This window comes from Microbacterium testaceum, assembly GCF_003075375.1.
Classification (GTDB): domain Bacteria; phylum Actinomycetota; class Actinomycetes; order Actinomycetales; family Microbacteriaceae; genus Microbacterium; species Microbacterium testaceum_E.
Window position 1 is genome coordinate 1 of the sequence record NZ_QDFT01000031.1, and the last position, 19,167, is coordinate 19,167.

Consider the following 19,167-nt stretch of genomic DNA (forward strand, 5'->3'; position numbering starts at 1 on the left):
CACCAGGTCGMGCGCGCCGCACTGACGGCGATCACCGACCCCGGGCGGCGCGTCGACCTGGTGCTGCTCGACATGACCATGCCCGACGGCGGGGGCCTCGACGTCGCGCGACGCGTGCGGGCGATGGGATCGGGGGTCGACATCATCGCGGTCACGGCGGTGCGGGATGCCGCGACTGTCCGCGCCGCGGTGTCGACCGGCGTCGTGCAGTACCTGATCAAACCGTTCGCGTTCGCGGCGTTCCGCGAGCGGCTCGAGGCGTACCGGACGTACGTCGAGGGCCTGGACCGCGCCGCGGGCGACGCCACCCAGTCCGAGGTCGACGCTCTGCTCGGGTCACTGCGCACGGTCGCGGCCCCGGCGATGCCGAAGGGGCTGAGCGACGAGACGCTGCAGGCGGTCGCCGAGCGGGTCCGCACCGCCGACGGGGCGGTGTCGTCGACCGAGGTCGGCGAGAGCGAGGGCATGTCCCGCGTCACCGCACGGCGGTACCTCGAGCACCTCGCCGACGTCGGCCGCGTCCGCCGCGTCCCGCGCTACGGCGGTCAGGGACGCCCCGAGATCACCTACGCCTGGGTGCGCTGACCCTCGCTCCCGCTCCCGGGAGCGCCGCCCGACGCGCCTCTCCCTTCGCTCGAGTGTTCAAGAAACGCCGGCCGGCGCTCCCCGCCGACGGCGTGTCCTGGACACTCGACGAAGGCGGGCGCCGGCGGGCACCGCCCGGCGCCCCCGCCTCACGCGAGTCGCCCTCGCGGGCGTGAGTGTCCACGAAACGCCGGCCGGCGCTCCCCGCCTACGGCGTGTCCTGGACACTCGACAGGGGGATGCCGGGCGGGGCGGGACGACGGCGGGGGCGGGCGGGGCGGGGGCGGGCGGATGCCGGGCGGGGGCGGGCGGGGGTCAGAGGTCGAAGGCGGCGCGGACGCCCTCGTTCACGACGACGCCGGCGCGCACGTTGAGCCCCTTCGCGAGAGCGGGATCCGCCGCGGCGGCGGCCTCCCACCCGCTGTCGGCGATGCGCGTGATGTAGGGCAGCGTGGCGTTCGACAGGGCACGGGTCGAGGTGTGCGGAACGGCGCCGGGCATGTTGGCGACGCAGTAGTACAGCGCCTCGTGCACGCGGAACGTCGGCGCATCGTGGGTCGTGGGGCGCGACCCCTCGAAACAGCCACCCTGGTCGATCGCGATATCGACGAGGACCGAGCCGGGCTTCATCGCGGCGACCATGTCGTCCGTGACGAGCTTGGGGGCCGCGGCGCCCGGGATGAGCACCGAACCGATGACCAGGTCGGCGTCGGCCAGCTGCTCGGCGATCTCGAGGCGGGTGGACGCGCGGGTCTCGATCGCGCCGCCGAAACGTTCCTCGAGCTGACGGAGCTTGGGCAGCGAGATGTCGACGACCGTCACGCGAGCCCCCAGCCCCAGGGCGTTGGCCGCGGCGTGCTCGCCCCCGACGCCGCCGCCGATCACGACGACCTTCGCCCGCGGGGTTCCGGGGACGCCGCCGGGCAGCAGTCCCCGCCCGCCCGACGCGCGGAGCAGGTGATGGGCGCCCTCGATGATCGACAGGCGGCCGGCGACCTCGCTCATCGGCGCGAGCAGCGGCAGCGCGCGGTCGGGCGTCTGGACCGTCTCGTAGGCCACGGCCGTGGTCCCCGCCGCCATCAGGGCGTCGGTCAGCGGACGGTCCGCGGCGAGGTGCAGGTAGGTGAAGAGCGTCAGGTCGGAGCGCAGGTGAGCGTACTCGGGGGCGATCGGCTCCTTGACCTTGACCAGCAGTTCGGCCCGCGCCCACGTCTCGTCGGCCGTGGCGACGATCTCGGCGCCGGCGGCGCGGTACTGCTCGTCCGAGAAGCCGCTGCCCTCGCCCGCTCCCGCCTGGACGAACAGCTCGTGGCCGCGGTGGACGAGAGCGTCGACCCCCGCGGGCGTCATGGCGACACGGTTCTCGTTGTTCTTGATCTCGGTGGGCACGGACACGCGCATGGGTTCCTCCTCGAGCGGATGAGCGATGCCGAGAGAATCGCAGAAAGAAGTGTTTCGTGGGTGTTTCTCCGAATATCCTTCGACCCCACGCGCCCTCCTGCGATTAGAGTCGGATGCCGAGACCTCCCCCACCCGCTCCCGGCGAAGGATCTACGGTGAACGACGACGACCTGCACCCGCTCGACGCCCGGATCATCGAGCTGCTCTCGGCCGACGCCCGCATGACGAACGCCGCACTGGCCGAGGCGCTGGGGGTGGCGGCATCCACCGCCCATGCCCGCGTGCGCGCGCTGCTGGAGCGCGGGTTGATCACCGGCTTCCACGCCGCCGTCGACCAGAGCCGCCTGGGCCGGGGACTGCAGGCGATCGTCGGCGTCACGCTCCGACCGGGCCAGCGGCAGGAGAGCATCCGCGCCTTCGCGCACGAGATCAGGCGGCACCCCGACGTGATCCAGCTGTTCTTCCTGGGCGGGGCGGACGACTTCCTCGTGCACATCGCCGTCGACGATTCTTCGGCCGTTCGCCGTTTCGTCGTCGATCACCTCTCGGCGCGGCACAGCGTGGCATCCACCCGGACGAGCATCATCTTCGAGTACCACCGCAACGCCCTGGCGGCGGACTTCGACTGAACGGGCCCGCCCGCCCGGCCGACGTGCGGGCCACCGCGGCGGGTGCCCGGCCGGCGGTCGGAACATGCACGCCGGGCACAGCCCGGTGCGCATGCGTCGTACGCGCCGACGGCCGTCCCGACGAGGATCGAGGGACGCGGGCGACGGAGCCCGCGATCGAAGGAGGAACGTCCATGTCAGAGATCGTCGAGTCCGACTACGTCGTCGTCGGAGCGGGTTCTGCGGGCAGCGCGATCACGCGGCGCCTGATCGACGCCGGATACCGGGTGCACGTACTCGAGGCCGGCAGCCCCGACGACAGCCCCCACATCCACTCCCCCCAGGGCTGGCCCTGGCTGCTGACCGGGGAGAACGACTGGATGGTCATGACCACGCCGCAGGAGCACCTCGGCGGACGCAGCGTCTACTGGCCCCGCGGCAAGACGCTCGGCGGGTCGAGTTCGCTCAACGGGATGATCTACATGCGCGGCGACCGCACCGACTATGACGGATGGGAGCAGGCGGGCGCGGAGGGATGGTCGTGGGACGACGTCCTGCCCTACTTCCTGCGCGCCGAGGACCACGCGGACGGTGCGAGCGCGTTCCACGGCGAGGGCGGCCCCCTGCATGTCGAGCGCATCCCCGAAGAGCGCCGGCACCCCCTCGCCTCGGCCTTCGTGGCGGCCGGGGTGCAGGCCGGCCTCGCGCCCACCGACGACTTCAACCGCGAATCGCTGGACGGCGTGGGCTTCAACCACACCACCACGAAGGACGGGAGACGCCACAGCGCCTGGCAGGCGTACGTCGCACCCCTCGGCGACACCCCCTCGCTGGCGGTGACCACGGGAGCCCTCGTGGACCGCGTGGTCGTGGAGAACGGACGAGCAGTGGGAGTCGAGGCCGTCGTCGACGGCGAGCGCGTGCTGTTCCGGGCCTCTCGCGAAGTGATCGTCTCAGCGGGAGCGATCGGTTCGCCGGCGATCCTGCTGCGGTCGGGTATCGGCCCGCGCGCGCACCTCGACGACCTCGGCATCGACGTCGTCGCCGATCTGCCCGGGGTGGGCGAGAATCTCCACGACCACCTGCTCGTGAGCATCCTGTACTCCGCGAAGGACCCCGTGCGCGACGGCCGGTGGAACCTGCTCGAAGCGCAGCTGTTCGCCCGCTCGTCCGTGTGCAGCGGCACCGCCCCCGACCTGCAGCCGCTGTTCATCCACATGCCCTACCCGACCGACGGCGGCGCCGCCCCGGCGCAGGGTTACACGATCGTCGCCGGGATCGTGCGACCCTACTCGCGAGGGACCATCCGCCTCGAGGCAGCCGACCCGGCTGTGGCGCCCCTCGTCGATCCGCAGATCTTCGCCGACGAGCGCGACCTCGAGGCGATGGTGGATGCCATCGAGCTGTCCCGACGTGTCGGAGCCCAGGACGCGTTCGCGCCGTTCCGCGCCGAGGAGTTCGCCCCCGGGGCCGAGGTCGTCAGCCGCGACGATCTGCGGGCGTTCGCGCGCCGGACCGTCGGCACTTACCACCACCAGGTCGGTACCTGCCGGATGGGCTCCGACCCGGCCAGCGTCGTCGACCCGTCGCTGCGCGTGCACGGCATCGATGGCCTCCGTGTAGCCGACGCGTCGGTGATGCCGTTCGTCCCGAGCGCGAACACCAACGCCCCGTCGATCATGATCGGCGAGAAAGCCGCCGACCTCCTGCTGGGCGCCACCGCCGCGCGCGTCGAATCCCTGGCAGCGATCTGAGACCGCGCCGGCGCGCTGAGGTCAAGACCCGGCGCGCCGGTGCGCAGATCACGGGCGCAGACCCGCCGCCCGGTACTCGCGAGGCGTCAGTCCGTACGCGTTCTTGAAGGCCCGCGAGAAGGCCGCGGCGTCGGTGAACCCCCAGCTGGCGCCGATGGCCGCGATCGATCGGTCGACGAGCGCCGCATTGGCCAGATCGCGGCGGGTCTGTTCGAGCCGACGCTGCCGGATCCACCCGCTCACGGTCTCACCGCGCCCCTCGAAGAGCTTCTGCAGCGCGCGGACCGAGATGTGATGAGCACGGGCGATGTCGGGCACCGACAGGTGCGGATCGCCGAGATGCGCGGCGATGAACGCGTCGACACGCGTGGACAGGACCCGCCGCTGGGCGGATGCCGCTCCCTCGCCGTCCGCGTCGGCCCTCTCGGTGAGTGCCGCGACGAGCAGGTCGAAGGCCGCATCCGAGATCGACAGCCGGTCGGCGAGGATCTCCCTGTCGACCGCGTCGCCGAGGGCGCAGAGGAAGCCCGACGCGAGCCCCTCGACGCCGGCCGCGGTTGCCCCACCGCCGCCGAAGCGGGTGGCGGTGTGAGCACGCAGGACACCGCGATCGACGTGCAGCGCCTCGATCGGGAACATCAGGACGAACATGCGGAAAGGCTCGTCGAAGCGCAGGGCATACGGTCGCGTGGTGTCGTAGACGGCGAAGTCACCGGCCCGCAGCACCGCGTCGCGCCCGTCCTGGGTGATCACTCCCGACCCGCCGAGCTGGACGCCCACCTTGATGTAGCCCGGGTTCTCCCGCGCGATCTCGCGAGGAGTGCGCGCGACCCCGACCGACGATCCCGCCACGATGCTCGCGCGTGTGCCGCCGAGCTGCTGCGCGCTGAGCCTGCCGCGGAAGCGCTCCGCGGCGTCGCCCCAAGGGGCGTGGGTGATCAGCGGCACGAAGCTGCGGGTGACGGCATCCGCCCACGGGCCCAACGGCTGCAGCGGTGCCCTGGCGGCGGCGAGCGTCGGCGCGGCCGGGGCCTCGAGCCGCCGGGACGTCCGCCCGGAAGAGGTGTCCATGATCGTCTCCTCGCGTCGATGCGGTGAGCGTCCGGCTCGGGAGCGCCGGAATGTGCAGACAGCATACGCCCGCCCGAGCCCTTTCCTGACCCTTCGGTCAGCAAAGCAGCCCGGGCGGGCGATGAGGGGTGTTCAGCGCTGGATCACCTTCGGGGCCGCGACGGCCTTGAGCCCCGCCGCGCCGAACTCCTGCCCGTAACCCGACGCCTTGACCCCGCCGAACGGGACGTTCGGGTTGATCGCGCCGTGCTGGTTGATCCACACGGTTCCGGCCTGCAACCGCGCGGCGACGGCCGTGGCGGCCTCCAGATCGGACGACCACACCGAGGCTCCCAGCCCCTGGCTCGACCGGTTGGCGCGCGCGACGGCGTCGTCGACGTCGTCGTATCGGATGACGGGGACGACGGGCCCGAACTGCTCCTCATCGACGAGGGGGGTCCCGTCCGAGATGTCGGCGACGACGGTCGTCTCATAGAACAGAGGTCCGAGCTCGGTGGCCGCGCGCCCTCCCGTCACGATGCGGGCCCCACGGTCGCGGGCGTCGTCGACGAGACGACGGACGATGTCGAACTGCTTCTCGTTCTGGAGCGGCCCGAGCACGTTGGCCTCGTCGAGACCATTGCCCATCGGCATCGCGCGGGCGAGTCCCGCGAGCGCCTCGACGACCTCGTCGTACTGCGACGAGTGCACGTACAGGCGCTTCAACGCCGCGCACGTCTGCCCGGTGTTGAGGAAGATCCCCCAGAACAACCCCTCGGCGACCGCCGCCAGGTCGGTGCCGGGGAGCACGATCCCTGCATCGTTGCCGCCGAGCTCGAGGGTGAGACGGGCGAGGTTGTGAGCCGATGCTTCGACGACGCGGCGCCCGGTCGCGGTCGACCCGGTGAACATGATCTTGTCGAGACCGGGGTGCCCGGCGACGGCGGCCCCCACCTCGCGGTCCCCCGAGACGACCGAGAGCACTCCCTCGGGCAGGTGAGCGTTGAAGACGTCGGCGAGGGCGATCACCGACAGAGGGGTGAACTCGCTCGGCTTGACCACGACGGTGTTCCCCATGCGCAGCGCCGGAGCGATCTGCCAGACGGAGATCATCATCGGCCAGTTCCACGGGCCGATCGCCCCCACCACCCCGAGCGGGTCGTAATGCACCTCGGCGTGCGTGGTCCCGTCGTCGAACACGACCTCGGGCTCGAGAGGGGTGTCGGCGGCCGATCGCGTCCAGATCGCGCACGCGCCCACCTCGAAGCGCGCGTTGGGACCGTTCAACGGCTTGCCCTGCTCGCGCGAGAGCAGGTGCGCGAGCTCCTCGGCGCGGGCCTCGATGTTGTCGGCGACGGCGTTGAGGCGCCGGCGACGCTCCTCGTGCCCCAGGGCGGCCCAGGCGGGTTGCGCGGCACGTGCGGCGGCGATCGCGCGGTCGAGGTCGTCGACCGTGTGGACGGGGGCGTACCCGATGATCTCGCGCGTCGCGGCATCCGGAATCGGACGCCTCGCGGACGCGGAGTCGGTGGGGGTGTCGAGGGTGGTGACGGTGGTGCTCACGGGGTTCCTCCTACGGCGGTGTAGCGGTCGCCGTCAGCGTACGCACGCCCCTCGCCGCTCCCGCCGTGCGGCGGCAGGGTGTGCACGCCGCGCACAGCGTCATGCGCGCACGGCGTCGTGCGGGCATCGCTCACCCGTCCCGCGGTCACCCCGCCCCGTATCGAGGGAGGAGCCGGAACGCCCACCGAAGTCGGCCGCGACCACTCCCCCGCCGGGTGACGGGGGTCGCGACGGACGCGCGGGCGTCAGCGAATCGCCGCCGCGATCGCCGCGATGTCGGCGGGGGTGGATCGACAGCACCCGCCGACCAACCGCGCCCCGGCGGCGACCCACGCGGGGGCGTCATCGGCCAGCGCGGCGGCTCCCCCGTGCCAGGTGCGGGTCGCGGCATCCCAGGTCTCGCCGGTATTGGGGTAGGCGACGAGCGGGATGCCCGGGGCCTCGGCCAGAGCGGCACCCACCGACGCGGGCGCGCAGCAGTTGACGCCCACCGCGATCACGCCGGGAACCGAGGCGACGAGCTGCAGCGCCCGGGCGCGCGAGCCGGGGGCGGCGAAGCCCGAGCTGTCGCCCGACAGGCTCACGAACGCGGGCACGTCGACGTCGGCGAGCTCCAGAGCGAGGGCCTCGACCTCGAGCGGCGAGGGGATGGTCTCGACCGCGAGCACGTCGGCCCCGGTCTCGGCGAGCACGTGCAACCGTCGACGGTGGGCCGCGCGCAGGTCGTCGAGCGAGAGGCCGTACGCGCCGGTGTACTCGCTCCCGTCGGCGCGCAGCGCCCCCAGGGGACCGACGGATGCCGCGACCACGACGTCACCGGCGTCGCGCGCGACCGACACCGAACGCCGCAGGAGCGTCTCGACCTCGGCGTCGGGGATGTCGCCCCCGAAACCCAGCTGGTACGACGCGGTGATGACGACCTCGGCACCGGCGGCGACGAACTCGGCGTGGGCGGCGCGCACCTCGTCGGGGTCGTCGCGCAGCACCCGCGCCGACCACAGCGCGCTGGTCACGTCGTTGCCGCGCGACTCGAGCAGCGTGCCGAGCCCGCCGTCCAGGACGACGGGACGGTCTGTCAGGGCGGCGGCGAGGGCGATCACGCCTCGTGCGTCTCGCCCGCGGCGAGCACGCGCAGGGCGCTCGCGAGCAGGGCCTGATCGCCGCGACTGACGTCGCGCAGGGCCTCGGCCTCGAGCCGCACGAGCTCGGTCATCGCGGCATCCACCCGTTCGATCCCCTCGGGGGTGATGGCGACGAGGATCGCCCGGCCGTCCGAGGGATTGGGACGCCGGTGCACCAGACCGCGCTCGGCGAGCTTGTCGAGACGGTTCGTCATCGCGGCGCTGCCGATCATCGTCGCCGTGATCAGGCGCGTGGCGCTGAGCTCGGTGCCCGCGCGGCGCAGGACCGCGAGCACGTCGAACTCCCACACCGCGATGCCCGCGCTGGCGAACGCCTTGGCGCGCAGCTTGGACAGGTGGAACGCCGCACGACGCAGGCGCGACATGACGTCGAGGGGCGTGAGATCGACCTCGGGCAGCAGTTGCGACCAGGCGTCGATGAGGAGGTCGACCTCGTCGTCTTTACTGCTCGCGGTAGGCATTCTTCGACGGTACCGGAGCGGCGGGGTGGTGCGGCGCGGCGTGCCGGGGATGGATGCCGGGTGGGCGGGCAAGACGCCGGGTCAGCGCGAGCGCGGCGGAGCCGTCGTCCCGCGCGCGACCAGCCGCGTGGGCAGCTCGATGTGCGTCTGCGCGAGGGGCTCTCCCGCCAGCAGGGCGAGGACCATGCGCACCGCCTCGGCGCCCAGGCGTTTCATCGGCTGGCCGACCGTGGTGAGCCCGGGCTGCGCCCGCGCGGCCTCGGGCACGTCGTCGAAGCCGACGACGGACAGGTCGTCGGGCACGCGCAGCCCCCGCTCGCGCGCGACCTCGACGATCGACAGGGCCGACAGGTCGTTCGCCGCGAACACCGCCGTCGGCGGGTCGTCGAGCGAGAGCATCGCGTGCGCGGCCTCGCGCGCGACGTCCTGCTCGTAGCGGCCCACCCCGACCAGGGCCGGATCGAACGGGATGCCGGCGGCCGAGAGCCCGGCACGATAGCCCGAGGCGCGGGCCACCGCGGAGCGCAGGTCGGGGCGACCGGCGATGAAACCGATCCGACGGTGCCCCAGCTGCACGAGATGGTGGACGGCCTGCTGCGCCCCGGTGTAGCTGTCGGACTCGACCGTGGGCAGGTCGCCACGACCCGTGTGCGGGTCGATCGCGACGATGGGCACCTCGCCCGAGACGGTCACGACCGTGGGGGTGACGATGATCGCGGCGTCGATGAGGGTGCCGCTCAGCCGGCTGAGCGAGCGGCGCTCCCACCCCTCGCCGTCGCGACGGGCGGCGGTGTAGGCCAGCAGGTCGTAGCCGGTGCCGGACAGCGCTCCCCCGACGCCCTTGAGGATCTCGGCCGAGAAGGGCTCGATACCGGCGACGAGCACCCCGATCACCCCGGTGCGCCGCGACCGCATGCTGCTGGCGACGAGGCTGGACTCGTAGCCGAGGGCCTCGACCGCATCGAGCACGCGCCCCACGGTCTGGGGCGAGACGCCGTAGCGACCGTTGACCGCTTTGGACACCGTGGCCACCGACACCCCGGCCGCCGCCGCGACGTCGTGGATCGTGGCACGCCTGTTCATGGCATCCGACCCTAGCGTGGAAATCATTTTCGAAAACGTTTGACGAGTCCTTCGCGTCCGGGCGACACTGCTGACACCTCGGCGGGCCGCACACCCATCGGGGAACGAACGAACGGCCGTGACGAACGGCCCGCGACACCGGCAGAGCAGCCGACACCGACGCGTCCCGCGACGCACTCGACGAAGAGAAACGGGCATCACATGAACACGCGCAAGATCATCGCCGGAACGGCCCTCGCCGTCGCCGGCACCCTCGCCCTCGGCGGTTGCGCCGCCGGCGGCTCCGGCGGACAGAACGCCGACGGCAGCGTCACCCTGACGATGTGGCACAACTCCACCACCGGCGACGGCAAGAAGTACTGGGAGGACACCGCGGCCGCGTTCGAAGCCGCCAACCCCGGCGTCACGATCGAGATCCAGGCGCTGCAGAACGAAGAGGTCGACGGCAAGCTGCAGACCGCGCTGAACGCCGGCGACGCCCCCGACATCTTCATGGCCCGCGGAGGCGGAAAGCTCGCCGACATCGTCGCCGCCGGGCAGGCGATGGACCTCACCGACAAGATCACGCCCGAGGCGAAGGCCGCCCTGGGCAACTCGCTCGGCGCGTTCGAGGTCGACGGCAAGAACTACGGCATGCCCGTCGCGGTGCTGCCCTCGGGCATCTTCACCTCTCAGGACCTCCTGTCGGCCGCGGGCGTCACCACCGCCCCCGCCACGATCGACGACCTCGAAGCCGCCAACGCCAAGATCCGCGCCACGGGCGTCGCCCCGATCGCCGTCGGCGCGAAGGACGCCTGGCCCGCCGCCCACTGGTACTACAACTTCGCGCTGCGCGCCTGCGCCAAGGACGTCCTCGACGAGGCCGCCTCGAGCCGCAGCTTCGACGACCCGTGTTGGATCGAGGCGGGCGAGAACCTGCAGTCGTTCCTGGCCACCCAGCCGTTCAACGACGGCTTCCTCACCACCGCCGCGCAGCAGGGCGCCGGATCCTCGGCCGGCCTGCTCGCCAACCGGCAGGCGGCCATGGAGCTCATGGGCGCCTGGAACCCCGGTGTCATCGCCTCGCTGACGCCCGACGAGCAGCCCCTGCCCGACCTCGGCTGGTTCCCCTTCCCCGAGGTTCCCGGTGGCGACGGAGAAGAAGGCGCCATCATGGGCGGCGTCGACGGCTACGCGTGCTGGGTCAACGCCCCCGCGCAGTGCACCGACTTCTTGAACTTCGCCGTCAACCAGGAGAACCAGGAGCGCTACGCCGACGCCTTCCAGACGATCCCCGCCTCGAGCGAGGCGACCGCGGCCGTCACCACCCCGGCCCTGCAGTCGGCGCTGAAGGCCTACACCGACGCGCCCTACGTCTCGGTCTGGCTCGACACGCTCTACGGACAGAACGTCGGCAACGCGCTGAACGTGGCCGTCGTGGACCTCTTCGCCGGCCAGGGAAGCCCGCAGGGCATCGTCGACGCCGTCAACGCCGCCGCCGCGCGCTGAGGACGACGCACATGACCACCCAGCTCGCCACCTCGGCGACCGACGCCGGGTCTCGCCGCCCGGCCGGGGAGGGCGCTCGCCGCGCCCCCTCGGCCGGGCGGCCGCCCGCGCGGCGCCGCCTCGAGAACTGGCGCATCCGCGGCGAACTCGCGATCCTCCTGGGCCCCGCGCTCGTGGTCTTCGTGTCGTTCGTCATCCTCCCCGTCGTCCTCGCGGCCTACTACGGCTTCTACCGGTGGTCGGGGTTCGGCACCCCCGTCGACTTCGTCGGCATCCAGAACTACGTCACGATCCTCACCGACCCCGCCTTCCACGATGCCCTGGGCCACAACGCCCTGATCGTCGTCGGCTCGCTCGTCCTGCAAGGCCCCCTCGCCCTGGGCCTGGCGCTGCTGCTGAACCGCAAGATGCGCGCGCAGTCGCTCATCCGCGTGCTGATCTTCGTGCCCTACGTCATCTCCGAGGTCGTCGTCGGTCTCGGCTGGGGCCTGCTGCTGCAGTCGGGCGGAGCGCTCAACGGCGCCCTGGACAAGATCGGTCTCGGCGCCCTCCGCGCCGACTGGATCTCGGACCCCGCGCTGGCGATCTGGACGCTGCTCATCATCATCACGTGGAAGTACATCGGCTTCGCCGTGATCCTGTTCCTCGCCGGCCTGCAGGGCATCCCGGAGGAGCTCAGCGAGGCAGCGGCGATCGACGGGGCGTCGTACTGGCAGATCCAGAGGCACATCGTGCTGCCGCTCATGGGTCCGACCATCCGCGTCTGGGCGTTCCTGTCGATCATCGGCTCGCTGCAGCTGTTCGACCTGGTCTGGATCATCTGGGGCCAGTACGTGGCCTCGACCGCCGGGACCTCCACCATGGCGACCTACATGGTCGCCAACGGCCGCAACGCCGGCAGCTTCGGTTACGGCAGCGCCGTCGCCGTGGTGATGTTCCTCATCTCGCTCGCCGTCGCCCTCGTCTACCAGCGCTTCGTGCTGCGACGCGACACCGCGGGCGCCCTCACCGGAGGCACCAAATGACCGCCACCGCCACCCTCGTCACCCCGAAGGCCCCGCGCCGCGTCGCAGCGGGCTCCAAGCGGTCGTCCTCGATCCTCGTCGGCTTCGTCGCTCTGCTGCTGATCGGCATGATGCTCGCGCCGGTGGTCTACATCATCCTCGGCGGCTTCCGCTCGAATGCCGAGATCACCGTCGACCCGGCCGGCCTGCCGACCACGTGGAACTGGCAGAACTACGCCGACGTCCTCGCCAGCGGCGTGTTCTGGGGGCAGGTCGGCAACTCCGCGATCGCGGCGATCGCCACGACCGTGTTCGTCGTGGCCCTGGGCCTGATGGCCGCCTTCGCCCTGGCCCGCTACCGCTTCCGCGGGCGCGGCGTGGTCTTCGCGCTGTTCACGGCCGGGCTGATGTTCCCGATGACGGTCGCGATCACGCCGCTGTACATCCTGGTGCGCAACCTCGGCCTGATGAACTCGCTCGCCGGCGTCGTGATCCCGCAGATCGCTTTCGCGCTGCCGCTGACCATCATCATCCTCTCGCCGTTCCTGTCGGCCATCCCCCACGAGCTGCAGGAGGCCGCCTCGATCGACGGCCTCGGCCGCCTCGGCTTCTTCTGGCGCATGGTGCTGCCGCTCGCCGTCCCCGCGGTGGTGACCGTCGGCATCCTGGCCTTCGTCAACAGCTGGAACTCGTACATGCTCCCGCTGTTCATCCTCAACAACGAAGCCGCGTACACGCTGCCGCTCGGGACGCAGGCGTTCGCCTCGCAGTACTCCGTCGACACCGCCCGCGTGCTCGCGTTCACCTCGCTGTCGATGATCCCGGCACTGCTGTTCTTCAGCGTGTTCGAGCGTCGGATCGTCGGCGGCCTCACCGGCGCCGTGAAGGGCTGACCAGACATGACCATCCACCACACCGACGTCGGCGCTGCCCGCGCACCGGGAGTCTCGGCCCGCGTCCAGGCGCTCGTCGCCGAAATGACCCTCGACGAGAAGCTCGCGCAGCTGGTCGGGTACTGGGTCGACCAGGGCGACGAGGTCGTCGCCCCCCTCTCGGGCGAGAAGGTCACGTCGACGGCCTACGCGGATGCCACGGTGCACGGCCTGGGCCACCTCACGCGCGTGTACGGCACCCGCCCCGTCGACCCCGTGGAACGGGCCGCGTGGCTGTGGGGCGAGCAGCGGCGCCTGCAGACCGAGACGCGACTGGGCATCCCCGCCCTCGTCCACGAGGAGTGCCTGACCGGCTTCGCGGCGTGGAAGGCCGCGACCTTCCCCACCCCGCTCGCCTGGGGCGCGTCGTTCGACCCCGAGGCGGTCGAGCTCATGGCATCCGCGATCGGACGCTCGATGCGCGAGGTGGGGGTCCACCAGGGCCTGGCCCCGGTGCTCGACGTGGTGCGCGACGCCCGGTGGGGACGCGTCGACGAGTGCATCGCCGAGGACCCGTACGTCGTCGGCACCATCGGCACCGCGTACGTGCGGGGCCTGCAGGCCGCGGGCGTCCACGCGACGCTCAAGCACTTCGTCGGGTACTCGGGCTCTCGCGCCGGTCGCAACCACGCCCCCGTGCACGCGGGACCGCGCGAGCTGCAGGACGTCTTCCTGCCCCCGTTCGAGATGGCCGTCCGCGACGGCGGGGTGCGCAGCGTCATGAACTCGTACACCGAGATCGACGGCGTGCCCGTGGCCTCGTCGCGCGAGCTGCTGACCGACCTGCTGCGACGGCAGTGGGGCTTCGACGGCACGGTCGTCTCGGACTACTTCGCCGTCGAGTTCCTCCGCTCGATGCACGGCGTCGCGGCCGATCGTGGCGAGGCGGCGCAGCTGGCCCTCGAGGCCGGGATCGACGTGGAGCTTCCCGGACCGGACGCGTATCCGCACCTGGCCGAGCGGGTGGCATCCGGCGCCCTCGACCAGGCGGTCGTCGACCGCGCCGTAGTGCGTGTGCTCGCCGAGAAGGAGGAGCTCGGACTGCTGGATGCCGACTTCTCGACGCCCCCGACCGACGTCGACCTCGACGACGCCGCGCACCGGGCGCTCGCCCGCCGCCTGGCGGAACAGTCGGTCGTGCTGCTGCACAACGACGGCGTGCTGCCGTTGCGCGCTCCCGGCCGTGTGGCTCTGATTGGCCCGAACGCCGACAGCACCGACGCGCTGATGGGCTGCTATTCGTTCGCGAACCACGTCCTCGCTCATCACCCGGGGGTGCCGCTCGGCTTCTCGCTGCCGACGGTGCGCGATGCTCTCGCGGAGCGCTTCGGCGAGGTGTCGTATGCGCAGGGCTGCGCGGTCGAGGGATCCGACCTGTCCGGGCTGGATGCCGCGGTGGCGACGGCCCGCGAGGCCGACGTCGCGATCGTCGTGGTGGGCGACCGCGCGGGACTGTTCGGGCGGGGCACCGTCGGCGAGGGCAACGACGCCGACTCGCTCGACCTGCCGGGCGTGCAGCGTCAGCTGGTCGAGGCCGTCGTGGCCACGGGCACCCCGGTCGTGCTCGTGCTGCTGACCGGACGTCCGTACGCCCTGGACTGGGCGCTCGACACCGCGGCCGGTCCCGCCGCCGTGCTGCAGGCCTTCTTCCCGGGCGAGGAGGGCGGCCCGGCATTGGCGGCCCTGCTGGCGGGGGATGCCACCCCCTCGGGGCGCCTGCCCGTGTCGCTGCCGCGCTCGGCGGGGGCGCAGCCGTACTCGTACCTGCACCCGCTGCTCGGCGGGCCCTCGGGCGTGACGAGCACCGACCCGACGCCCGTGCGCCCCTTCGGCTTCGGACTGTCGTACACGACGTTCGAGCGCGCCGGCCTGTCGGTGGATGGGGTCGTTGCCGTCCCGTCACGCGCCGACGATGCGGTCCCGGCCTCGGGAACCTCCGCCGAGGTCCGCGCGGGAGACGCGTTCACCGTGTCGGCTCGTGTCACCAACACCGGCGCCCGGCACGGGGCCGACGTCGTGCAGGTGTACGCGCACCGCGCGGTGGCCAGCGTCACGCGGCCGGTCGCGCAGCTGGTGGCGTACGCCCGCGTGGAGCTCGAACCGGGCGAGAGCGCCGAGGTGCGGTTCACCGTGCCGGCCTCGCGGCTGGCCTACAGCGATCGGGCGCTGCGCCGCGTCGTCGAGGCCGGAGAGGTCGAGCTGCGCCTCGGCCCCTCGTGCGCCGTCGTCGACGAGGCCGTGGGCGTGCGCATCACCGGGCCGACCTACGAGCTGGGCGCCGACGACGCCCGCCTGGTCGAGGTCGAGGTGCGCCGGGTCTGACCCCGCCCCCGCCCCCTTCCGCTCGAGTGTCCAGGACACGCCGCCTCCGCGCGCACGCGCCCGGCGCGTCCTGGACACTCAGCAGGTTCATGGGGCGGTCGGGATGCCGTCGCGCGGCGAACCGGACCCGCATCCGCGTTAGCGTGGGTCCACGCCATAGACGCCGCGGAAGGACCCGATGACCCTGCACGACGAGACCGCTCCCCCGACGGCCGACGCCCGCGTCGACGCGCCGGCGTCCGCCGCGTCCGGTCCCGCCGCGCCGGGTGCCCCCGTGCCCGGTCCCGCCGCGCCGGGTGCCCCCGCGTCCGGTCCCGCCGCGCACGCGCGGGCGGAGCGCGGCACGGTCGTCGGCAACACGGCATCCCGGATCTTCGTCGACCGCGACGACGAGCACGATCCCTGGTCGATCGACCTCGAGCGCATCCAGTTCTCGCCGTACTTCTCGCGCCTGTCGGCCGTCACGCAGGTCGTGTCGCCGTCGATCAGCGGCGCCCCCGTGCACAACCGCCTCACCCACACGCTCAAGGTCAGCGCGATCGCCCGCGTCGTCGCGCTGCAGCTGAACACCCGCTCGCGCCGCGCGGGTGAGGGCGACGTGTGCAACGCCACGGTCGTCGAGGCCGCCGCCTACGCGCACGACCTCGGCCACCCGCCGTTCGGGCACCTCGGCGAGTCGACGCTGAACCGCCTGGCCCGCGACGAGCTGGGCCTGCCCGACGGCTTCGAGGGCAACGCCCAGACCTACCGGATCCTCACCGCCCTCGACGTGATCGAGACCGCCCCGCGCGGACTCAACCTCACCGCCGCGGTGCGCGCGGCCTCGGCGAAGTACCCCTGGGCCCCGTCCGTGTCGCACGACGAGGTCGAGCGGATCGGCCCGCCCCGCGGCATCCGTCCCTCCCCCGACGGCACCTACCGCGTGCACAAGTACTCCGCCTACGACATCGACCTCGCGGATCTCGACGAGGCCCGCCGGGGAGTGGATGCCGACCCCCTCCGCCAGAGCATCGAGGGCGCCGTGATGGACCTGGCCGACGACATCGCGTACTCGGTGCACGACGTCGACGACTTCTACCGCGCCGGCATCCTGGATCACGCCCCCATCGCGGCGGAGTTCCGCGGGTGGCTCGACGACGTGCTGGAGTGGCGCTCGCGCGACGACGCCGAGGTGCGCGCCGAGCTCGCCCCCGGCGCGGGCCTGGAACGCCTGCGCCGCAAGATGCGCCGTGACGACCCCTGGATCGCCGACGACGAGGCCTTCCTCGCCGCCGTCAGCGATGTGGATGCCGAGATGGTCACCGACCTGCTGGCCCGGCCCTTCGACGGCTCGCTCACGGCCGAGCGCCGCCTCGCCGCCTTCACCGACCGGTGGATCCGCCGGTTCCAGGAGTCGGCCCGGTTGCGTCCGCTCGACACCCCGCGCGCCGGTCCCGTCGTGCTCTCGGCGTCGGCCTGGCACCACGTCGAGGTGCTGAAGTTCGTGCACAAGCGCTTCGTGCTCAGCCGACCCGATCTGGCGATCCAGCAGCGCGGCATGAGTCGTATCCTCGCGCGGTCGGTGCGGGCCCTCGGCGAGTGGCTCGACGACGACCTCGACCGTGCGCGCACGCCCCGCCGCCTGCGCGAGCTGATCGCGCTCGCGCACGAGCAGTACGCCGCCCTGCCCGCGGACCGCCGCCCCGCCGATGTCGAGCGGCTCGCGCGGGCGCGCGGCATCGTCGACTACGTCGCCTCGCTCACCGACGCGCAGGCGTTCGCCCTGTCCGAGGCCATCTCGGGCCGCGCCGACCGACTGTGGGCGCTGGGGCAGCGGCTGTGACCGAGACGGTCGTGTGCGACGGGCGGGTGAGCGGAGGCCGCTGAGGCGACGCCTCGACTGTTCGAGGCCGCGGTGGGCGTGGCATCCATGTCCCGCCTTTGGCGGCCTGGTCAGCGCCCGCGGCCGGCCCGGCATCCATGTCCCACTTTTGGCGGCCCCGACACCTTCGAACCGACAAGAAGTGGGACACACACCCCCATAAGTGGGACGAGGGTCGCGGCGGCGGTCGCCATGAGGTCGTTGACCGATGACGCCACTCCCCCGCCGCCGCCCCGGAACGAAGAAGTGCCCCGGGACCCGCGCAGCCCACCGCTGCGGGGGTCCCGGGGCACGATCCGTGCGTCGATGTCGACGCGCGGCGCACGTCCCGAGCGAACAGGACGCGCGAGTGCCGCACCGCCCCGGGGCTTCGCGCTCCCGGGGCGGCGGGGGTCTTACAGGCCCTGGGCCAGGCGGTAGTACGCCTGGTTCCAGCGCAGCTCGCTCTGGAAACCGCGGACCGTGGTCTCGTCGTCGATCACGACGAGCTCGGTCTTGGCGATCTCGGCGAAGTCGCGGAACACCTCGATGCCCACGGCCGTCGTCATGACGGTGTGGTGGGCGGCGCCGGCGGCGAGCCAGCAGCCGGCCGAGGTCGCGAAGTCGGGAGCGGGCTTCCACACCGCGCGACCCACGGGCAGCTTCGGCAGGTCGGGGGCGTCGACGTTCTCGACGACGTTGGCCACCAGGCGGAAGCGGTCGCGCATGTCGCTCATCGCGACGACGAGGGCGGGGCCCGCGTCGGCCGTGAACACCAGTCGCACGGGGTCGTCCTTGCCGCCGATGCCGAGCTCGTGGATCTCGAGGCGCGGCTTCTTCGTGGTCAGCGACGGCGAGACCTCGAGCATGTGGGCGCCGAGGATGCGCTCGTTGCCGGGAACCAGATCGTAGGTGTAGTCCTCCATGAGCGAGGCGCCGCCGGGCAGGCCCGCACCCATGACGTTGGCGACGCGCACGAGGATGGCGGTCTTCCAGTCGCCCTCGGCGCCGAAGCCGTAGCCCTCGGCCATGAGGCGCTGCACCGCGAGGCCGGGCAGCTGCTTCAGCGCGCCGAGGTCCTCGAACGAGGTGGTGAAGGCGCCGAAGCCGCCCTCCTCGAGGAACGAGCGCAGGCCCAGCTCGATCGCCGCGCCGTCGCGCAGCGACTGGTGACGCGCCCCACCGGGGAGCAGTTCGTCGACGACGTCGTAGCTGTCGACGTACTCCTGCACGAGGGCGTCGATGTCGGCATCCGATGCCTTCTCGACGGCCTCGACCAGCTCGTTGACGCCCCACGTATTGACCTGGACGCCGAAACGCAGCTCGGCCTCGGTCTTGTCGCCCTCGGTGACGGCGACGTAGCGCATGTTGTCGCCGAAGCGGGCGAGCTTGAGGGTGCGCGCGGCGGTCCAGCCGGCGGCGGCGCGCTGCCAGTCCTCGATCTGCTGACGCACGGCGGGGTTCGACACGTGGCCGACGACGGTCTTGCGCGAAACGCCCAGCCGCGTCTGGATGTATCCGAACTCGCGGTCGCCGTGCGCGGCCTGGTTGAGGTTCATGAAGTCGAAGTCGATGTCGTTCCACGGCAGCTCGACGTTGGCCTGCGTGTGCAGGTGCAGCAGCGGCTTCTGCAGGGCGTCGAGCCCCGAGATCCACATCTTCGCGGGGCTGAAGGTGTGCATCCACGCGATCACACCGATGACGTCGTCGCGACCGTTGACCTCGAGGGCCATGCGGCGGATGCTGTCGGAGTCCTTCAGCACGGGCTTCCAGACGACCTTCACGGGCAGGCCGTTCAGGCCCTCGACGACGGCCTGCGACTGCTCGGCGACCTGTTTCAGCGTCTCTTCGCCGTAGAGGTTCTGGCTACCGGTGACGAACCAGACCTCGTAGCCGTCGAGGTCGTTCTTGAGGGGAGTGCGGGTCATAACGTT

The 19,167-nt window shown here is 72.2% G+C and carries 15 protein-coding genes; 8 read left to right on the forward strand and 7 right to left on the reverse strand.

The features are described from left to right. Positions 1-585: response regulator (locus DC432_RS11905; protein WP_116538078.1), on the forward strand; the 585-nt coding region annotated here is incomplete at its 5' end. Between the two features lie 315 nt (positions 586-900). Here DC432_RS11905 and ald read toward each other — a convergent pair. After that, on the reverse strand, positions 901-1,986 hold the full coding sequence (gene ald, locus DC432_RS11910; protein WP_116538079.1) for an alanine dehydrogenase: 1,086 nt from the start codon (positions 1,984-1,986) through the stop codon (positions 901-903). Between the two features lie 155 nt (positions 1,987-2,141). Between ald and DC432_RS11915 the strand changes: the two genes are divergently transcribed. Then, the gene (locus DC432_RS11915; protein ID WP_207770814.1) at positions 2,142-2,615 is read left to right on the forward strand and encodes an Lrp/AsnC family transcriptional regulator; all 474 of its coding nucleotides are present in this window, start codon (positions 2,142-2,144) and stop codon (positions 2,613-2,615) included. A 173-nt stretch (positions 2,616-2,788) separates the two neighbouring features. Beyond that, positions 2,789-4,348, forward strand: a complete 1,560-nt coding sequence (locus tag DC432_RS11920; protein WP_116538081.1) for a GMC family oxidoreductase — start codon at positions 2,789-2,791, stop codon at positions 4,346-4,348. Between the two features lie 48 nt (positions 4,349-4,396). On the opposite strand, the gene DC432_RS11925 is transcribed toward DC432_RS11920, so the two are convergent. From DC432_RS11925 to DC432_RS11945, 5 genes are all read right to left on the reverse strand, one after another. Continuing rightward, on the reverse strand, positions 4,397-5,419 hold the full coding sequence (locus DC432_RS11925) for a helix-turn-helix domain-containing protein (RefSeq protein WP_116538082.1): 1,023 nt from the start codon (positions 5,417-5,419) through the stop codon (positions 4,397-4,399). A 132-nt stretch (positions 5,420-5,551) separates the two neighbouring features. Further along, positions 5,552-6,961 (reverse strand): aldehyde dehydrogenase family protein, encoded by a 1,410-nt coding sequence (locus DC432_RS11930; RefSeq protein ID WP_116538083.1) that lies wholly within the window; start codon positions 6,959-6,961, stop codon positions 5,552-5,554. 245 nt (positions 6,962-7,206) lie between these two features. After that, positions 7,207-8,061, reverse strand: a complete 855-nt coding sequence (gene mmuM, locus DC432_RS11935; RefSeq protein ID WP_116538084.1) for a homocysteine S-methyltransferase — start codon at positions 8,059-8,061, stop codon at positions 7,207-7,209. Beyond that, a complete protein-coding gene (locus DC432_RS11940; protein WP_116538085.1) occupies positions 8,058-8,564 on the reverse strand; it encodes a MarR family winged helix-turn-helix transcriptional regulator in 507 nt (168 codons plus the stop codon). Before DC432_RS11940 ends, mmuM begins: the two co-directional genes overlap by 4 nt. Positions 8,565-8,645: 81 nt before the next feature. Continuing rightward, positions 8,646-9,647 carry a LacI family DNA-binding transcriptional regulator gene (locus DC432_RS11945; protein ID WP_116538086.1) on the reverse strand — a complete coding sequence of 334 codons (1,002 nt, stop codon included), beginning with the start codon at positions 9,645-9,647 and terminating at the stop codon, positions 8,646-8,648. Between the two features lie 201 nt (positions 9,648-9,848). On the opposite strand from DC432_RS11945, the gene DC432_RS11950 reads away from it, so the two are divergent. The 5 genes from DC432_RS11950 (at position 9,849) to DC432_RS11970 (ending at position 17,215) form a co-directional block, all read left to right on the forward strand. Beyond that, a complete protein-coding gene (locus DC432_RS11950; RefSeq protein ID WP_116538087.1) occupies positions 9,849-11,135 on the forward strand; it encodes an extracellular solute-binding protein in 1,287 nt (428 codons plus the stop codon). An 11-nt stretch (positions 11,136-11,146) separates the two neighbouring features. Next, on the forward strand, positions 11,147-12,160 hold the full coding sequence (locus DC432_RS11955) for a carbohydrate ABC transporter permease (protein WP_116538088.1): 1,014 nt from the start codon (positions 11,147-11,149) through the stop codon (positions 12,158-12,160). After that, on the forward strand, positions 12,157-13,032 hold the full coding sequence (locus tag DC432_RS11960; protein WP_116538089.1) for a carbohydrate ABC transporter permease: 876 nt from the start codon (positions 12,157-12,159) through the stop codon (positions 13,030-13,032). Before DC432_RS11955 ends, DC432_RS11960 begins: the two co-directional genes overlap by 4 nt. Positions 13,033-13,038: 6 nt before the next feature. After that, the gene (locus tag DC432_RS11965) at positions 13,039-15,393 is read left to right on the forward strand and encodes a glycoside hydrolase family 3 N-terminal domain-containing protein (RefSeq protein WP_116538090.1); all 2,355 of its coding nucleotides are present in this window, start codon (positions 13,039-13,041) and stop codon (positions 15,391-15,393) included. A gap of 178 nt (positions 15,394-15,571) precedes the next feature. Then, positions 15,572-17,215 carry a deoxyguanosinetriphosphate triphosphohydrolase family protein gene (locus tag DC432_RS11970; RefSeq protein WP_243393115.1) on the forward strand — a complete coding sequence of 548 codons (1,644 nt, stop codon included), beginning with the start codon at positions 15,572-15,574 and terminating at the stop codon, positions 17,213-17,215. 434 nt (positions 17,216-17,649) lie between these two features. Here DC432_RS11970 and araA read toward each other — a convergent pair whose 3' ends face one another. After that, the gene (araA, locus tag DC432_RS11975) at positions 17,650-19,161 is read right to left on the reverse strand and encodes an L-arabinose isomerase (protein ID WP_108317745.1); all 1,512 of its coding nucleotides are present in this window, start codon (positions 19,159-19,161) and stop codon (positions 17,650-17,652) included. Between the last annotated feature and the right edge of the window lie 6 nt (positions 19,162-19,167).

Excerpts from the sequence above, each read along its gene's own strand:
- DC432_RS11920 (WP_116538081.1), top strand. The coding sequence starts at position 2,789 with ATGTCAGAGATCGTCGAGTCCGACTACGTCGTCGTCGGAGCGGGTTCT.
- araA (WP_108317745.1), bottom strand. The coding sequence starts at position 19,161 with ATGACCCGCACTCCCCTCAAGAACGACCTCGACGGCTACGAGGTCTGG.
- DC432_RS11950 (WP_116538087.1), top strand. The coding sequence starts at position 9,849 with ATGAACACGCGCAAGATCATCGCCGGAACGGCCCTCGCCGTCGCCGGC.
- DC432_RS11965 (WP_116538090.1), top strand. The coding sequence starts at position 13,039 with ATGACCATCCACCACACCGACGTCGGCGCTGCCCGCGCACCGGGAGTC.
- DC432_RS11945 (WP_116538086.1), bottom strand. The coding sequence starts at position 9,647 with ATGAACAGGCGTGCCACGATCCACGACGTCGCGGCGGCGGCCGGGGTG.
- DC432_RS11960 (WP_116538089.1), top strand. The coding sequence starts at position 12,157 with ATGACCGCCACCGCCACCCTCGTCACCCCGAAGGCCCCGCGCCGCGTC.
- DC432_RS11940 (WP_116538085.1), bottom strand. The coding sequence starts at position 8,564 with ATGCCTACCGCGAGCAGTAAAGACGACGAGGTCGACCTCCTCATCGAC.
- DC432_RS11925 (WP_116538082.1), bottom strand. The coding sequence starts at position 5,419 with ATGGACACCTCTTCCGGGCGGACGTCCCGGCGGCTCGAGGCCCCGGCC.
- DC432_RS11955 (WP_116538088.1), top strand. The coding sequence starts at position 11,147 with ATGACCACCCAGCTCGCCACCTCGGCGACCGACGCCGGGTCTCGCCGC.
- DC432_RS11970 (WP_243393115.1), top strand. The coding sequence starts at position 15,572 with ATGACCCTGCACGACGAGACCGCTCCCCCGACGGCCGACGCCCGCGTC.
- ald (WP_116538079.1), bottom strand. The coding sequence starts at position 1,986 with ATGCGCGTGTCCGTGCCCACCGAGATCAAGAACAACGAGAACCGTGTC.